General features: G+C 59.6%; 14 protein-coding genes. 8 read left to right on the top strand and 6 right to left on the bottom strand.

Going from position 1 to position 15,249, the window contains the following annotated elements; genetic code table 11:
* Positions 1-10 precede the first annotated feature (10 nt).
* On the top strand, positions 11-241 hold the full coding sequence (locus Q4610_RS14830; protein ID WP_304536745.1) for a biotin/lipoyl-containing protein: 231 nt from the start codon (positions 11-13) through the stop codon (positions 239-241).
* A gap of 98 nt (positions 242-339) precedes the next feature.
* On the opposite strand, the gene Q4610_RS14825 is transcribed toward Q4610_RS14830, so the two are convergent.
* Positions 340-1,341, bottom strand: a complete 1,002-nt coding sequence (locus tag Q4610_RS14825) for an alpha/beta fold hydrolase (protein WP_304536744.1) — start codon at positions 1,339-1,341, stop codon at positions 340-342.
* Between the two features lie 196 nt (positions 1,342-1,537).
* Between Q4610_RS14825 and Q4610_RS14820 the strand changes: the two genes are divergently transcribed.
* Positions 1,538-2,227, top strand: coding sequence for an SDR family oxidoreductase (locus Q4610_RS14820; protein WP_304536743.1), 690 nt, complete (start codon positions 1,538-1,540; stop codon positions 2,225-2,227).
* Between the two features lie 18 nt (positions 2,228-2,245).
* On the opposite strand, the gene Q4610_RS14815 is transcribed toward Q4610_RS14820, so the two are convergent.
* On the bottom strand, positions 2,246-3,262 hold the full coding sequence (locus Q4610_RS14815) for a phytanoyl-CoA dioxygenase family protein (protein ID WP_304536742.1): 1,017 nt from the start codon (positions 3,260-3,262) through the stop codon (positions 2,246-2,248).
* Between the two features lie 73 nt (positions 3,263-3,335).
* Positions 3,336-4,157 (bottom strand): SDR family NAD(P)-dependent oxidoreductase, encoded by an 822-nt coding sequence (locus Q4610_RS14810; protein WP_304536741.1) that lies wholly within the window; start codon positions 4,155-4,157, stop codon positions 3,336-3,338.
* Positions 4,158-4,256: 99 nt separating this feature from the next.
* Here Q4610_RS14810 and Q4610_RS14805 point away from each other — a divergent pair, with 99 nt between their 5' ends.
* The 3 genes from Q4610_RS14805 (at position 4,257) to Q4610_RS14795 (ending at position 7,653) form a co-directional block, all read left to right on the top strand.
* On the top strand, positions 4,257-5,243 hold the full coding sequence (locus Q4610_RS14805) for a helix-turn-helix domain-containing protein (RefSeq protein WP_304536740.1): 987 nt from the start codon (positions 4,257-4,259) through the stop codon (positions 5,241-5,243).
* Between the two features lie 162 nt (positions 5,244-5,405).
* On the top strand, positions 5,406-6,965 hold the full coding sequence (locus tag Q4610_RS14800) for a long-chain-fatty-acid--CoA ligase (RefSeq protein WP_304536739.1): 1,560 nt from the start codon (positions 5,406-5,408) through the stop codon (positions 6,963-6,965).
* A 130-nt stretch (positions 6,966-7,095) separates the two neighbouring features.
* Entirely contained in the window at positions 7,096-7,653 is a 558-nt protein-coding gene (locus Q4610_RS14795) for a nuclear transport factor 2 family protein (RefSeq protein WP_304536738.1), read from the top strand.
* 6 nt (positions 7,654-7,659) lie between these two features.
* On the opposite strand, the gene Q4610_RS14790 is transcribed toward Q4610_RS14795, so the two are convergent.
* Positions 7,660-8,397 (bottom strand): enoyl-CoA hydratase/isomerase family protein, encoded by a 738-nt coding sequence (locus Q4610_RS14790; protein WP_304536737.1) that lies wholly within the window; start codon positions 8,395-8,397, stop codon positions 7,660-7,662.
* A 192-nt stretch (positions 8,398-8,589) separates the two neighbouring features.
* Here Q4610_RS14790 and Q4610_RS14785 point away from each other — a divergent pair, with 192 nt between their 5' ends.
* Positions 8,590-9,375 (top strand): tyrosine-protein phosphatase, encoded by a 786-nt coding sequence (locus Q4610_RS14785; RefSeq protein WP_304536736.1) that lies wholly within the window; start codon positions 8,590-8,592, stop codon positions 9,373-9,375.
* A gap of 24 nt (positions 9,376-9,399) precedes the next feature.
* Here Q4610_RS14785 and Q4610_RS14780 read toward each other — a convergent pair whose 3' ends face one another.
* Complete coding sequence (locus Q4610_RS14780) at positions 9,400-10,344, bottom strand: DUF7064 domain-containing protein (RefSeq protein WP_425262570.1); 945 nt, start codon at positions 10,342-10,344, stop codon at positions 9,400-9,402.
* A gap of 50 nt (positions 10,345-10,394) precedes the next feature.
* Here Q4610_RS14780 and Q4610_RS14775 point away from each other — a divergent pair, with 50 nt between their 5' ends.
* Together Q4610_RS14775 and Q4610_RS14770 are read left to right on the top strand one after the other, a co-directional pair.
* A complete protein-coding gene (locus tag Q4610_RS14775) occupies positions 10,395-11,426 on the top strand; it encodes a phosphotransferase family protein (RefSeq protein ID WP_304536734.1) in 1,032 nt (343 codons plus the stop codon).
* A 239-nt stretch (positions 11,427-11,665) separates the two neighbouring features.
* Positions 11,666-14,116, top strand: a complete 2,451-nt coding sequence (locus tag Q4610_RS14770; protein WP_304536733.1) for a TonB-dependent receptor — start codon at positions 11,666-11,668, stop codon at positions 14,114-14,116.
* A gap of 291 nt (positions 14,117-14,407) precedes the next feature.
* Here Q4610_RS14770 and Q4610_RS14765 read toward each other — a convergent pair whose 3' ends face one another.
* Complete coding sequence (locus tag Q4610_RS14765; RefSeq protein WP_304536732.1) at positions 14,408-15,112, bottom strand: FAD-binding protein; 705 nt, start codon at positions 15,110-15,112, stop codon at positions 14,408-14,410.
* Positions 15,113-15,249: the final 137 nt, after the last annotated feature.

Below are 15,249 nucleotides of genomic sequence, written 5' to 3'. Positions count from 1 at the left end.
AATGACCTCCATGGCGACTGAAGTACTCCTGCCCAAGCTCGGTTTTTCGATGAATGAAGGCACGCTGGCCGAATGGCTGGTCGCCGATGGCGAGCAGGCCGTCGAAGGCCAGCCATTGTTCGCGCTGGAAAGTGACAAATCCACCAACGAGGTGGAAAGCCCCGCATCGGGCACGCTCAAGATCCTGAAACAGCCAGGGGAAGTCTATGAGGTGGGGACCGTCCTCGCCATCATCGAATAGGCAAGCCGTATGAACGGGGCTTGGGCAATCGGCCCTGCCCCGTTACGAACATCGTGACAGGCGCACCATCATGAGGCGCGCCTGTCTGTTATGGAAAGTCAGGCCCCCTGTTCGGCGCTTGCCTGCATCTTCATCCAGTCTGCGCTACGCTGCCACAGCCGCTGCCGGGTTGGCGCGAAATTATGCATATGCGCCATGCGCGGTACAACGAAGATGCTGACATCATTGGCGTTGATATACGCCGTCGCCTCCCGGCGCACATCGGGCGCCACGTCGCGTTCGCCGCAGGCCACCAGAACAGGTACGTCCACCCGCGCCGCATCCGGCGTGATGAAGGCTGGCGACATCATTGCTACCGCAAAACGCGGGACCGTAAGACTACCGAAGTTCGGCGCGGCTTGTCGGATCGGATATCCACCAGCCATGTCCGCATCGATAATGTCCTTCGGCTCATCAGGCCAATGAAAGGGGTAGAGGAAGTCGGGAATCATTTCCGACGTCAGCTTGACCGACAGATCGTCCAATGGCGTACAGCGTGTAAACTTGAAGATCGAGCGTTGCACGTCGAACAGTGCGAAAGTCGGCTGGGGCAGGACAGTGTGCAACGCACTCTTGCCCAGCACGATAATCGCATCGAATGTATGCGAGCGGCTCTGCATGACCACCGTCACGCCACCGCCAAGCGACTGGCCGGCCCCGACCACGAAGGGATTGGTAACGACCGGCACCCCTTGCTGCAGCGTTCCCGCGGCAAATCGCGCCAGAATTTCTCCGACATAGGCGCTGTTGGCATCCGCGGCCTGCTCCAGGGTCAGGCTGTCCACAAGGTCCAGGCTGCTGTCTCCAACACCCAGATGATCCATGGCGACCATCACGATCCCTCGATCCGTATGATATTCGGCTTCCGAATAGTTTTCATGCCCTTCAAAGCGCATGTCGAAATAATGACGGGTATAGCCACCACCCGGCGTTGCGAAGAGGATGATCTGCCGCTCGGCCGGCTGGAAATCGTCCGGCAGGTGAACGGTGCCTGCCACCTCCTGTGGACTGGACGCCCCAATGGCGGCGCTCACATCAATTCGGACATCAAAACTATGCATCGCATCGCTCTCCTGTGTTTAAACCATTATGCCATGGATCATATCACTGCGCCGCCCTGTCGATGCACGACATGACCGACACAATCGCGGGATCATGTCCGCGATGCCGCAGGACGCACTGGTACTGCCCATCACCAATCTCTATCCACTCCATCTGCATTCACGATCAGCAGCCCATTCAGGAGAAACAGTGAACATGACCGCACGCAGCATCATCATCACCGGAGGTTTCGGCGCTCTGGGTCAGGTCGTCGCACGCGCTTTCACCGCTGCGGGGGACAAGGTAGCGCGAATCGACTTCGCCCCTGCCCCGACGCAAGCGCTGGAGGGCGCGCTTGATCTGGGCGGCGTCGACCTGACCGATGTCGATGCCTGCACCCGTGCGATCACCGCCGTGCGTGACGCCCATGACGGTATCGACGTGCTGGTCAATATCGCCGGAGGCTTCACCTGGGAAACCGTGCAGGACGGCAGCGTCGAAAGCTGGCAGCGCATGTTTTCGATGAACGTGATGACCGCCATCACCATAACCAAAGCCGCTCTGCCCGCCATCACGGCCAGTCCATCGGGCCGCATTGTCAATATCGGCGCGGGCGCGGCGATCCAGGCAGCGACCGGCATGGGTGCTTATGCCGCGTCGAAAGCGGGCGTCCATCGCCTGACCGAAAGCCTGGCCGCGGAGCTGGGCGGCGGCGGCACGACCGTCAACGCCATCCTGCCCAGCATCATCGACACGCCGACCAACCGGGCCGACATGCCGGACGCCGACACCAGCCAGTGGGTCCAGCCGCAGGCGATTGCCGATGTGGTCCTGTTCCTCGCCTCTGATGCAGCGCGCTCCATCACGGGAGCACTTATCCCGGTCACGCGCGGCACGCCCGACTGATCACAGGGTCCGGCCCGCTCAATGCGCGGGCCGGACAAATACCGCTCTGCCATTTTCATGGGCGACGAATATACGTTCACCAATAGGCGCGATGGCCGGTATGTCTGCCAGCGGCACGGGCATCCCGGTCAGGCGGCCCCGATAGACGCGAAAGAATGTATATTCATCAAGGCGGAATATATGCCTCGCGCCCGCGTCATCATCGACCGCAATGGCGCATGGGTCGACCTCTGCCAAGGTTCCGACGACCGGCACTCCGTCCGACTTGCGCGTACAACGTATGTCCATGGACATGCGGAAAAAGCGGTCGGACCTGTTGGCCAGGCCACTATGTGGGCTTTCAAGCGTGAACATCAGCAGGTCGCCCGGCTGGTATTCGGCCCGACGCCAACTGTCGACGGGAACATCGGCCGGATCGATGCCTATCGACGGTCGGGGGAAATCCCCCATGCGCGGACGATGTAGCCCCTCCGTCACCGCCAGTCCACCAATCGCTTCGTCGATCGGGGCGATGGGAATCCACGCTACCCGCAGTTTCAGCCCCTTGTTATTGGGACCATCGGCATGGACGAAGTTGAATCGGCTGGGCTGGTTCGATCCGCTGGGGGGCACGGCATGGAATTCGGTATTGGGCACCCACACCACTTCGTCGCCCAGCAATTCCTCGAAGAATGCCTTTATCTTGGGATGGACGACGAAGCGATCCGCAGGATAACGGGCCAAAAGCGGATCAATCTTGGGATCGCCACCCATCTTGATCGGATAATTGTCCAACGATGCGCCATTATACACCGCCAAGTCAGAAAAACCCGGCTCCACCACGCCAAGATCGTTCAGCACTTCCATATATTCGGCCCTGACCGCTGCAATGGCATCCTTGTCCAGAACATCACGGAAAAACCAGTAGCCATCCCGTTCCCATGCCGCATCCAGTGCCGCCCTGTCGCCCAGCAGGTGATTGGACGTATTGAATTCGGGCATCGCCGGGGTGTCGGCAAAGGGTGATCTGATAATATTGGCTTCAACGGTAGCCATTGTTCATCTCCTTGTTGCATCGCCGATCATGCCAAGCGTCACTATCGTGGAGCCATGCGGGCCGATAATATGCTCAGGCGTCATCCGCGAGCAGCGCTACGCCCGCCAATGCACCCAATATGGTCACACCGCCATCCACGGGCAATTCCACGCCGGTTACGAAGCGGGCATCGTCACTGGCCAGGAAAAGCACGGCGCGGGCGATATCCCAGGCATCGCCCTCAACCCCCAGCGGTGCGACCTTGCGGCGGCTTTCCCGCATAGTCTCCGGCAAAAGACGAGCGACCATCGGGGTCGCCATATGTCCCGGTGCGACCGTATTCACACGAATGCCCCTGCGCCCCAGCATCAGGGCCAGTTCACAGGTCAACTGGTGCAAGGCTGCCTTCGACGTGCCATAGGCCAGCGATCCAAAGGTGACGATGCCAGCGATCGACGAGATGTTGACGATGCTGCCCCTGCCCGACTCGGTCAACGAGGCGGCCCCAGCCCGCGACATCAGCACAGCGGAGAGGAGATTGGTGTCGAAGGTCCGCTGCCACATCGACAGGTCGAAGCCCTCAACCGTCATCGGCACTGAAATGCCGACATTGTTGATCAATGTATCGAGCCCTCCGAAAGTCTCCACGGTGCGGGCGACCGCTGCATCACATTCGGCCGGTTTGCTGACGTCACCGGCAAGTCCGATCGCTTCGCCACCTTCCTTGCAAATCCAGGCGGCAGTTGCTTCGGCCCGCTCCAGGTCAATATCCAGACACGTCACACGCGCGCCCTCGCGCGCCAATGTCAGGGCAATGGCGCGCCCGATGCCGATTTCGTCTCCTTCGGATCCGGCACCCGTCACCAGCGCTATGCGCCCTTCCATGCGACCATGCCGCGCAATGTCTGAAACCATGCTTCCGGCTCTCCTCTCAAACAGTCTTGTCTCACGGACCGGGCAGGATCATAAGGATCATAATTTGCAGGAAACGGATGATTTTTCACAGGGCCGCAAATGATCGACATTGCCGCACTCATATCCCCCGGAACATTCGCGGCCAGCATTGCGCCACTGATCGATGCCTTCGACCTTACGCAAGAGCGGCGCGTGCGCACGATTGGTCCTTATTCCGGGAAGGAGCCGGATGTACGTCTGACCCTGTTGTCGCCAGATGGACGGGACGTGGCGATGGGACGCCACGGCACGCTTCGGATCGACCAGGCGATTGCGTCGGGTTCATATTTCAATTTCGTCTGGATTCCCTGCTTCCGCGCGCAGGGAGAAAGCGAACTACGGGAAAGACTGGTCGCAAACCGCGCAATGATCGAATGGCTGAAGCAGGCGGCGCGAAGCGGTTCCGTCATTGGCGCGAGCGGTGCGGCCGTGATCCTGCCGATGGCGGCCGGGCTGACGAAAGGGTTGCAAGTCCCTGTATCCACCTCTCTTCTGCCCGTGGTCCGTGCCCTGTTCCCCCGCTTTCACCATGGGGCCGACATTACGCTGGCCGATTATCCCGATTTGCTGCTTTCGCGGGGGATAGCGCAAGATGTCCAGGCAATCACTCTTGCCCTATCACGCATCTTTTCCCACGAAACCGGCCGGTGGATCAGTTCCGTGTTCGGCAGCGAAACGATACAGGACGATCCTCTGGCGGAATCGCAAACCCGCGATGCGCTGGTCGACAAAGCCCGGCTCCTGCTGGAGCAGCGTTTCTCGACCCCGGTTTCCATATCAGACCTGGCTGCGGAGTTATGTGTGAGTCATTCAGTGCTGATCCGTCGTTTCCGCCGGATGCTGGGCATGACCCCATCACATTATCTCCAGCATCTTCGATTGGGCGCGGCACAGCGGATGTTGCACCACACCAACCGTTCGATCGACAGTGTGGCCTCTGCCATTGGCTATAGCGACGCCCGGATATTCCGCGAGATGTTCCGCAAGGCAACGGGTATGACCGCGACCCAATGGCGCCACGCGGCGGCAGATCGCATCCGCAGCTGAACATACTGGCAAGATAAGCCGGACGGATCAGCCAGCATCAAGCCATAGCGCATGTCCATCAGATACACGATGCGGCGTCTGTTATATTGACTGAAACCGCCCCAAGGCTGTCTTTCATCAATTGGCCCGCGTACGTTGCTGCGCGGTTGTTGGAGAGACTGGATGACTAGCGGCAGCCCGCTCATGGGCGATATTCTCGAACGCAATGCCCTGCTTTATCGTGACCGGCCTGCGGTGATATTCGAAGGGCGCACGATCACCTTCGGTCAGTTGCTGGAACAGTCGCAAACCCTTGCCTCCGCGATGCGCGCCGCAGGGATGCGCAAGGGCGACCGGGTTGCCATGTTGGCCATGAATCGTGCCGAATATGTTGATTTCTACGGCGCTTGCGAGCTGACCGGCTATATTGCGGTGCCCGTCAATTTCCGCCTGGCAGGGCCCGAAACCGCGTGGATCCTGAACGATGTCGAGCCATCAGTGCTATTGTTCGAGGGGCAATATACGTCGCTGCTGGACTCGATCCGTGCCGAACTGCCTGCCACCATGCGCTACGTCTGCCTCGATAGTGAAGGGCGGCCGGACTGGGCAGAGGATTATGCCGGATTCCTGGCCGCCGGTACGAAGCAAGCCATGCCAGAGCGGCCGCATCCCGAAGATCCGCTCTGCATCATCTACACCAGCGGCACGACCGGCAGGGCCAAGGGCGTAATCCGCAGCCATGCCGCCGATGCGGCGCAGGCCTATTCCAATTCCTTCGAACTGGGGATCACGCCCGGCGATCGCTTCCTGGTCATGATGCCGATGTTCCATGTCGGGGCGCGGGGGCAGCAGATCGCGGCCCACTGGCACGGCGCAGCGCTGGTGCTCCATCGCGGGTTCGATCCGGGCGCGGTGCTTGCCACGATCGAAGAATTGAAGATTACCGTCACCCACATGGCACCGACCCTGTTGCACGATGTGTTCGAGCATCCGGACATCGACCGCCGCGACCTGTCGAGCCTCAAGACCCTATTCTATGCCGCCGCCCCGATGCCGGTTGACCTGCTACGCAAGGGTCTTGCCCGGCTCGGCAATATATTCGTCAACGGCTATGGCAGCACAGAAATCTTCGGTATCACCCTGCACAAGCATGACCATGTCCTCGACGGACCGCAGCATCTGGTCAACCGGCTGAAATCGGTCGGCCAGCCCGCCATGAACACAGAGGTCCGCATCGTCGATGAGGACGGCAATCCCGTCCCGCCCGGAACGATCGGAGAAATCGCCATGCGCGGCGGCGCCTGCATGACGGGCTATTGGAACAACCATAGTGCCACGGCCAAGGCCATGCGCGGCGGATGGTATCATAGCGGCGACATGGCCTATGCAGATGAGAACAACTTCATCTTCCTGGTCGATCGCAAGAAGGACATGATCATCTCCGGCGGCGAGAATATCTATAGCCGCGAGGTGGAAAATGCGCTGAGCGAACATGCCGCCATATCCGAAGTGGCGGTGATCGGCGTGCCCGACCCGCGCTGGGGCGAAAGCGTTCGCGCGCTGGTCGTGCTGCGCAGCGGTAAAAGCGCGACGGAGGTGGAAATCATCGAACATTGCAAGGCCATGATCGCCCGTTACAAGGCACCCAAGTCGGTGTTATTCGTCAAGGAACTGAGTCGGCTTGCCAACGGCAAGATCGACAAGATCACCCTGCGTCGCCTTTACGGAAAGGCAGAAAGCTGAAGGCGTTGCGCCAGGGGAACTGGCCTGCGCGATCACACTGGCGCTGAATCATGGGCCAGCGCTCCAGCGGCTGCGGCAACTTTGGCATCCTGATATGTCCAACCGCCATAATCAACTGGGAGAGTTCAGCATGAGCGACGCGACACTGACGCCGGACCTTATCGCCTTCATCAAACAGGCCAAGGATCGACAGGAAATCCAGGACTGCCTGCTGCGCTATACGCGCGGGGTCGACCGACACGACAAGGCACTGATGCAATCAGCCTATCATCCCGATGCCTGGGACGAACATGGCGTCGCAGATGGTGATCCCGAAGCATTTTGTAGCTGGGCAATCGGCTGGCATGGCGAATTTCAGCACCGTCACCAACATGTGATCAATAACCACACCGTAGAACTGGATGGCGACACGGCCCATTCGGAAACCTATTATCTGTTCTTCGGTGAAAATCGTGAAGGCCCGCCGACGCTTGCCTTTGGCCGGTACATCGATCGTTTCGAAAAGCGTGACGGCAAATGGGCCATAGCCCACCGCGTCTGCGTCAACGAATATGCCGGCGCATTCAACGCTGTCGACGTCCCCGCAGAGTATCGCGCGCAAATGAAAGCGACCGGCCCCGACACGCGTGATCGGAACGACGTGTCCTATGTGCGTCCTTTGACAAAGGATCGGCACCGCGCGGCCTGATCGGCGCTATGTCCGCGTCGTGAAGCGAGCGACTCGGTCCGCCATGTCGGGTGCTGCGCCCGGATGGGTAGCGCGCTCATGCGCCAGCCCATCCGCCAGCATCATTCCCGCCGTTTCCCGGAACAGCCGCTTCATATGACGCACGGTGAAGGGGCTGCCGGCGACTATCGCACCGGTCAGCCCGGCCAGAACGCTGTCCAGTTCCCCTTCCCCCGCCACCATATCGATCAGGCCGATATGATGGGCCTCCTCGGCCTCCACGACACGGCCCGTATAGCTCATGATCGCGGCCTGCCCGGCACCGATGCGGCGTGGCAGACGCTGGCTCATACCCCAGCCGGGGACAAGACCCCAGCGGCCATGGGTGTCGGCAAAGCGCGCGGAATGATCCGCCACAATGATGTCCGCCATCAACGCCAGTTCCAATCCCCCTGTCATACAATGCCCATGCACGGCCGCAATTACCGGCTGGGGCAGAGCCGCCAGCATATCCAGCGCCCGCACGCGCGCCTCTCTTGGCATCGCACCATTCCCCGTAAAGGAATTGAGGTCCACGCCGGCACAAAAGGACGCTCCTGCCCCGCGCAGCACGACGCAGGCAATGCTGTCATCGGCGGCGATGGCAGGAACATAGGCCTGCAACCATTCCAGCATGGTGTGATCAATGGCGTTGCGCTGGGCCGGGCGGTTGAGCATCAATGTGCATACAGCACCTTCGTCATGGCGGATCAGGCTGTCGGTCATGGCTCTCCTCTTTCATCCCTAGCCTGTCGTCCGGCAGGCGGTAGCGTAAAGATGAATCAGGTGGAAATCGCATCTGCGTCCATCAACAACAGCATCGATCCAGATATTTTGCGAGACGCACCCCATATCGATCAAAGCCGTTGCGTCACACCTCCTATAGCTTGATAGCCTCAACAAAATGGGAGGTGCAAAGTGAAAGACAAAGCCGAAGCGCGCCGACTGCCTGTAGAAGGCGCACGCAATCTGCGGGATCTTGGCGGCTATCGGGCGCAGGACGGCAGGATCGTTCGCACGGGCGCCGTATTTCGCGGCGGCCATCCCGGCGGACTGACGGAAACCGGCCACCGGGCCTTTGCTGGCCTTGGCCTGCGCGCCATAGTCGATCTGCGGAGCAATGCAGAACGCGCGCATACACCATTTCCCGACAGCAGTGTTGCCAACGCCCGTTACTGGTCGAGGGACCACGACAACAGCACTGGCGATTTCGTCACCATCCTGCGCAACCCCGCAACATCGGGGGCGGAAATGCGCGCCTTCATGCTGGCCACATATGAACAACTCCCGTTCGATCAGGCCATCAGCATGACCGCCATGCTACGCCTGCTTGCCGACGGCGAAACCCCGCTGCTGGTCAACTGTACGGCAGGCAAGGATCGCACCGGCATTGCCTGCGCCATCCTTCTGAGCATCCTTGGCGTGCACAGGGACCAGATCATTGAGGATTATGCCCTGACCGAATGGCTTGAGGATCCGTCGGCACAGCTGTTCAAGTCAAATCCAGATAATCCGCTCGCCCTGATGCCGGAGATTAATCCAGACGTCTGGCGTGCGATGAATCGGTCCGACCCTGACTATCTGCGTACCGCCTTCACCGTGATTGAAGCGCGACATGGGTCTGTACCAAACTACGCCACCAGCGTGCTTGGACTGGACGAAAGCATACAGGAACGCGTGCGCACCCATCTGCTTGAAGGCTGAAGCACCGACCTGCTCCATGATGGCTCAGGGCCTGCTGCTTAGCCCGTTGACCATGTTCGACCCCAGGGCGCAGACTGGCTCTGCATGTCCGCCCGCCGGGTTGGTGCAAACCTCCAGGTTCGACATGCCTCTCCGTCCGTTCAATATGGCCGTGCCCAGCGTTTCGACGGCGGTGTAGCCACGCACATGCATGACCAGCGCGTCACCCCGATCACAACTGATGTGCATCGTCTCGCCATTGGCAAGATGCAGCACGCCCTGCCCATTTCGCGGAGTCATTGCATCGGATTCCAGCGCGACCAGAACATCGCTGTCGACAACCGGAATCGTTTTTCCATCGCGCCAGACATAGCCAGCCTTTATCATCCCTCCATCGCGCGCAACATGCACGACATGCGTCGCGAGGTCCGGCCCGAACACGCACGGCCACCATCGCGTACCACGCATCCAGGTCCAGTCGCGATGCGACCATGACCGATCACGATAGCCCAGCGCATCGACGCTGATCTCCTGGTCGCCGATCCGCATGTGTCCCGTCATACGCCCGGACACCTCGAAATGATGACCCGATCTTTCCAGATTGCCATCTTCGACCGCGATAGACTGATAATCGAACCGCGGGTGAAAATCGGTAAAAGCCAGCTCCGCTTCACAGTCCGGGAAATCGGCCCTGATCCGCGCACTCCCGTCAAAATCGACGCGAAGATGTGGCCCCCAGCCCATATGTCCTTCGCCCCGATCCCCGCCCCCCATCGGCACGCCAGTGACATTTGATCGGAACCGCTTTCCGTCTGGACCAAAAACCCCGAAGCAGGAATTGATCGCTCCTGCGATTGGTTCCTGACCAAGTCGCCAGAAGCCTCCTGTCCCGCTGTCCATGTCATGCCAGCAAAATAGCGCGCTTTCCTGCCATAATGGATGATCGTCATGCGGATGGGGCCGGTCATCGTCTTCTGAAAAGACTTGCATCGCATTCTCCTTGCTTCATCTTTTTCGTGGAGAGGAGGAGCATAATAACAATGGCAAAACAACCCGCCACCAGACCACAACTGATTACCATATTGGAACGGTGGATGGTCGTATCCGGTCTTGGCGAATACCAGCTTAAGGACGTTGTCCCGGCCGAAGCCGGCATGTCGAGCGAAACCTGGCTCCTGGCTGCCATCGCCCCGGACGGGTCGAACCGGGACTGGGTGCTGCGCATTCAGCCGCGCGCACGCCAAGTCTATCAGGATCCGTCCATCGCCAGGCAATTTGACGTCATTCGTTGCCTTTCACAGGTTCCTGGCCTGCCCGTGCCGGCGGGCGTGGCGTTGGAGCAGGATGCCGACATCCTGGGCGCCCCGTTCTTTTTGATGGAACGTGCCCCCGGCAAGGCGCCACCAGACGGATATCATACACAGGGCCTGCTGGCCGAAGCGACACCGGCCCAGCGAGAATCCATGTGGGAACAAGGCGTCTCCCTGCTGGCACGCCTGCATGCCGTGGATGTGACGCCGTTCGATTTTCTGGCCTGGCCAGACGGCCCGGCCGGCGATGGTATCGCGCAGGAACTGGCGCGATGGGATGCCTATCTTGCCTGGTCCGGTGTTCCCCGGCTGGGAATTTATGACAGAGCTTTGCGCTGGCTGGACGATCACAGGCCACCGGCTGCCGGTACGGGCTTTGCCTGGGGCGATGCGCGCCCCTGCAACATCCTTTATGCCGATGGCAAGGCTACCGCCCTGCTCGACTGGGAAACCGCGTCGATCGGTACGGCCGAAACAGATCTGGGCTGGTGGCTGTTCTACGACCGGATGATGACGGACGCGATCGGACTGCCCCGGCTCGATGGACTGCCCGATGCCAGAGCGACCATCGCCCTGTGGGAAGCCGCCAGCGGGCGTAGGGCGCAGGCCATGGAGTGGCATATCGTCTTTGCGGGCTATCGCTTCGCGATGATCAGCGAGCGGGCGATACGGATGGCCATTCGCACAGGGCATATGCCGGAAACCATGGCGGGTGACGGCAATCCTGCCATATGCCTGCTGACCGAACTCGTCAGGAGCTAAAGGTCCAGAGATTAGGTTCCCCATGCCTGCCCCCTAAGTCCAGGGCAACGACACGGACGCGCTTCACCATCTCAGGAAAGCGACCGGCCTGGCCGCTCCTAAATATAGTGGCAATGGTGAGGCATCGCGAATGCGATGCCGCCAAATGAAGCATGGGCAGCGCGCCCATTCCCCTTATCATGCATTGGACCTACCAGAACGCAGAGGCTGGCGGTTAATCAAATTATTAGGAGGGGTTGATGAGACTTTCCGTGGCCTTGGTCGGCGCAAGCCAGATCATGATGGCGCATGCTGCCTTGGCACAGGACGCATCAGTGGCGCAGCAGGCGGCATCGGCCCGTCCCGCACCAGCGGATGACGCGGCCGCCGACCCGGCAATGGGCGATATCATCGTTACTGCGCGGCGGCGGGCCGAAAGTCTGCAGGACGTTCCGATCTCCATCACCGCCGTATCGGGGGAGATGCTGGCCACACGTGGTATTCGCGACGCGCTGGATCTGCAATATCAAACGCCGTCACTGTCCGTCACCACCAACGGCGCCAGTCGCAACAGCGTATCCTACGCGATCCGTGGCCAACGGACCCAGGAAGTCCAGCTTCTCGCCGATCCGCCAGTGGGTGCTTATTTCGCGGAGGTCGTGGCACCACGCACCTACGGCTTTGGCACCTCCTTCTATGATCTACAGAATGTACAGGTGCTCAAAGGCGTGCAGGGCACTTTGTTCGGTCGCAACATGACCGGCGGCGCGGTCCTGGTGGAACCCAACCATCCCGACCTGAACGATTATCATGCCTCGCTCACCGCTCAATATGGCAACTACAATATGAAGGATGTTACCGGGATGGTGAACATCCCGGTAATCGAGGATGTATTCGGCCTTCGCGTCGCTGCTCGCTACCGTGATCGCAAAGGCTTTACGAAGGATGTCAGCACGGGTCGCGACTATGACGACCAGCATTATTACGCCTTCCGCGTTTCAAGCGAATTGCATCTCGATCGTCTGACCAATTACACGGTGTTCGACTATCTGAAGCAGAATGAACATGGCACGGCGCTGAAGTTCATCGGCTACGCACTGACCGACCCCGCAAATGGCGAACCCACGGTCATCGCGCAGCAGATCGGCGCGTCACCCTTCTTCCCCATCGCTGCAGGCGCGCCGCCGCAGGATGTTCTTGGCATATTCAATCGCGATCTTGCACTCGGTCGTTATCGCTTCAACAGCGGTGGGATGGGCACGCCATCCAATACCCTTGATGGAACGCTCGGCCAACCTTTCAATAAAATTACAAATTGGGGCATCACAAACAAGACAACGTTTGAAGTCGGTGATGTTACATTCAAAAACATCTTTGGCTATCGCCGCATTCGATACTCCAATCAGACAGATTATGATGGCAGCGGGGTGGCACTGATCGCGCCTTTGCAATTCTCCAGAACCAGTAATATCAGTGAAGAATTCCAGATGCAGGGCACGCCGCTTGGCTCGCGACTGGAACTGACGATGGGTGCTTTCTATTTCCGGGAAAAGGGCCAGGATGGTGCGCTGCCGCTATCTTTCGCACAATTGACTTCGATCGGCTTCGCCAGCGGCGATCCCTCCAATGCGGCCTTCTACCTGAGCCGACCGGCAGAAGCCTACCGTCTATCGAATATCGGTTATGGTTTGTCCGCGAGCTGGGCAGTATATGGGGCGGGCACCTATACCCTCACGGACGCGCTGAAGCTTTCGGCTGGCATCCGTTATAATAATGACGTGCGCAAGGCCCGCGTCGAACCCTTCTCGATCGCCCTGGTCGGCATGCCGGTCTGTACCTTTAATGGTTTCGGTACATTGCCGATGAGTGCCTGCTCGCAGTCGCGCATTTTGAAGAATGAGGCGGCGACCTATGACGTGACGCTCCAATATGAACCGTCGAGTGACCTGACGACCTATGCGGCATTGCGCCATGGCTATCGCGCCGGCGGCTTCAGCTTGCGGGCGCAGACCGAAGCGACGTTTCGCCCATTCCAGCCCGAAAAGGTGGATGAATATGAAGTTGGCCTGAAAAAGACATTCATATTCGATGGTGGCACGCGCCTCTCGACGAACATCGCAGCCTTCTATCAGGATTATACCAACGTCCAGCAACAAAATGCCATCGTCCTGAACGGGCAAGTTCAGACGGTGACCACCAATATCGCGGCCCGGCGCAACTATGGCGGCGAATTTGAAGCGAACCTGACACTGGCGGGCGGCCTTAGCGCCAACCTGTTTTACTCCTATGTCGGCACCAAGGTGGTGAAAGGCGATAATGGCAGTTACCCATTGCAGGGCATTCCCAAGCACCAGTTGGGCGGTGGGCTAACCTATGCGCGCGAAATGGATGGTGTTGGGACCCTCAATGCAAATGTGAACGCCACCTATCGCACCAAAGTGCCGCTTGACGAATATGACGCGATCGCTGTTCAAAAGGGTTATGCGCTGGTCAACGCCCGTGTTGGCCTTGATCATATTGGCGGCAGCGCGTTCGGTGCGGCTGTGTTCGTGTCCAACCTGACGAAAGCCTATTATATGCAAGGCGGCGTAATGCTGATCAGCAATGGGCCGACAGTGAATGGCGTGTCGCCCGGCGGTGGTCCAGGCTTTGCCGCGTCCACTTTTGGTGAACCGCGCATGTTTGGCATCGAAGCTTCAGTGAAATTCTGATCCACATAGCCCCGCTGCTTCATGCGGCGGGGCTTCTTTCTTGCCGCCTCTTCAAGTGATGAAGCGCATCGGGCCACGCTTGTGTCGGACTGTTGACTAAACATCAGACAATGACCCGAAGGGAGCGAGATGACGGCAGATTGACCCACTCGTCCTTGCGAGTTCCACGCCACGGATTACTGCGCTGCGATGGCAAGTATGAAACAAACCTCTAGGTAGAGAACATACGAGAGGTGTCTGGTCGCCTCTGCCGGTAGGGCATTTGCGTCCGGCAGCATCCGACCCACTGGGTCAAGACGCAACCGCGCTTTCTGCCGCCATGATCCCGGCGATTCTGCCAAATATGGCGGCCTTCGCCAAAGCGCTGCCGCTCATATAGCTCGCACCATGAAAACCGCCGGTAACTTCACCGGCAGCGAACAATCCGGGCAACGGCTGCCCATAGGGGTCCAGAACATGGGAATCGGCATCCACCCGGATGCCACAGAATGTGCCCGTTACGGCGACAGCACAGGGCAGGACATAATAAGGCGCACGGTTCAGCGGCAGCGGCTTGCCCACGCTGCCTGCAATCGTGGTCCGGCCGAAATCACTATCCTTTCCCGCCTCCATCATCGCGTTGTAACGCGCCACCGCAGCCTCCAATGCTGCCCCGTCCAGTCCTACCGTCGCCGCCAGACCGGCGATCGTGGGCGCACTGTGCACGATCCCTCGCGTCAGCGCCTCACGGAAGTTCATGTTGGACGGGATCGGTTGCGCCTGTTCCATCACGCTTTCATCGAATATCTGGAACGCCACACCCCCCGGTTGCGCAAGGCACGCGCCGCCAATCTCCTTGTAGGAGAGAGATTCGTTCACGAACCGTTTGGCGTCGCGATTGACAGCCATTGCCCCACGATAAATCGCCATCAACAGGAACATGCCTTCAGGCGCGGTCAGGCTTGGTTCCGGGTAGTTGGACAGCGGCATGCCGAATGTGCCCTTGACATAACCCATGTCCACCAGGCCACATTGAGAACGGCGGAGCAATATTCGACCACGGTAGCGGCGGGATAGTCCTGCTGCGGGCGGCGTAAAAGTCGTCCACCTTGAAGCCTTTCTGCCGAGTCAGGGAGGTGTGGGGATCTACAGCG

Source organism: Sphingobium cyanobacteriorum (assembly GCF_030580935.1).
Lineage (GTDB): Bacteria > Pseudomonadota > Alphaproteobacteria > Sphingomonadales > Sphingomonadaceae > Sphingobium > Sphingobium cyanobacteriorum.
The sequence above is the reverse complement of the archived record's forward strand: the minus strand, read 5'-3'. Positions and strand labels throughout refer to the sequence as shown.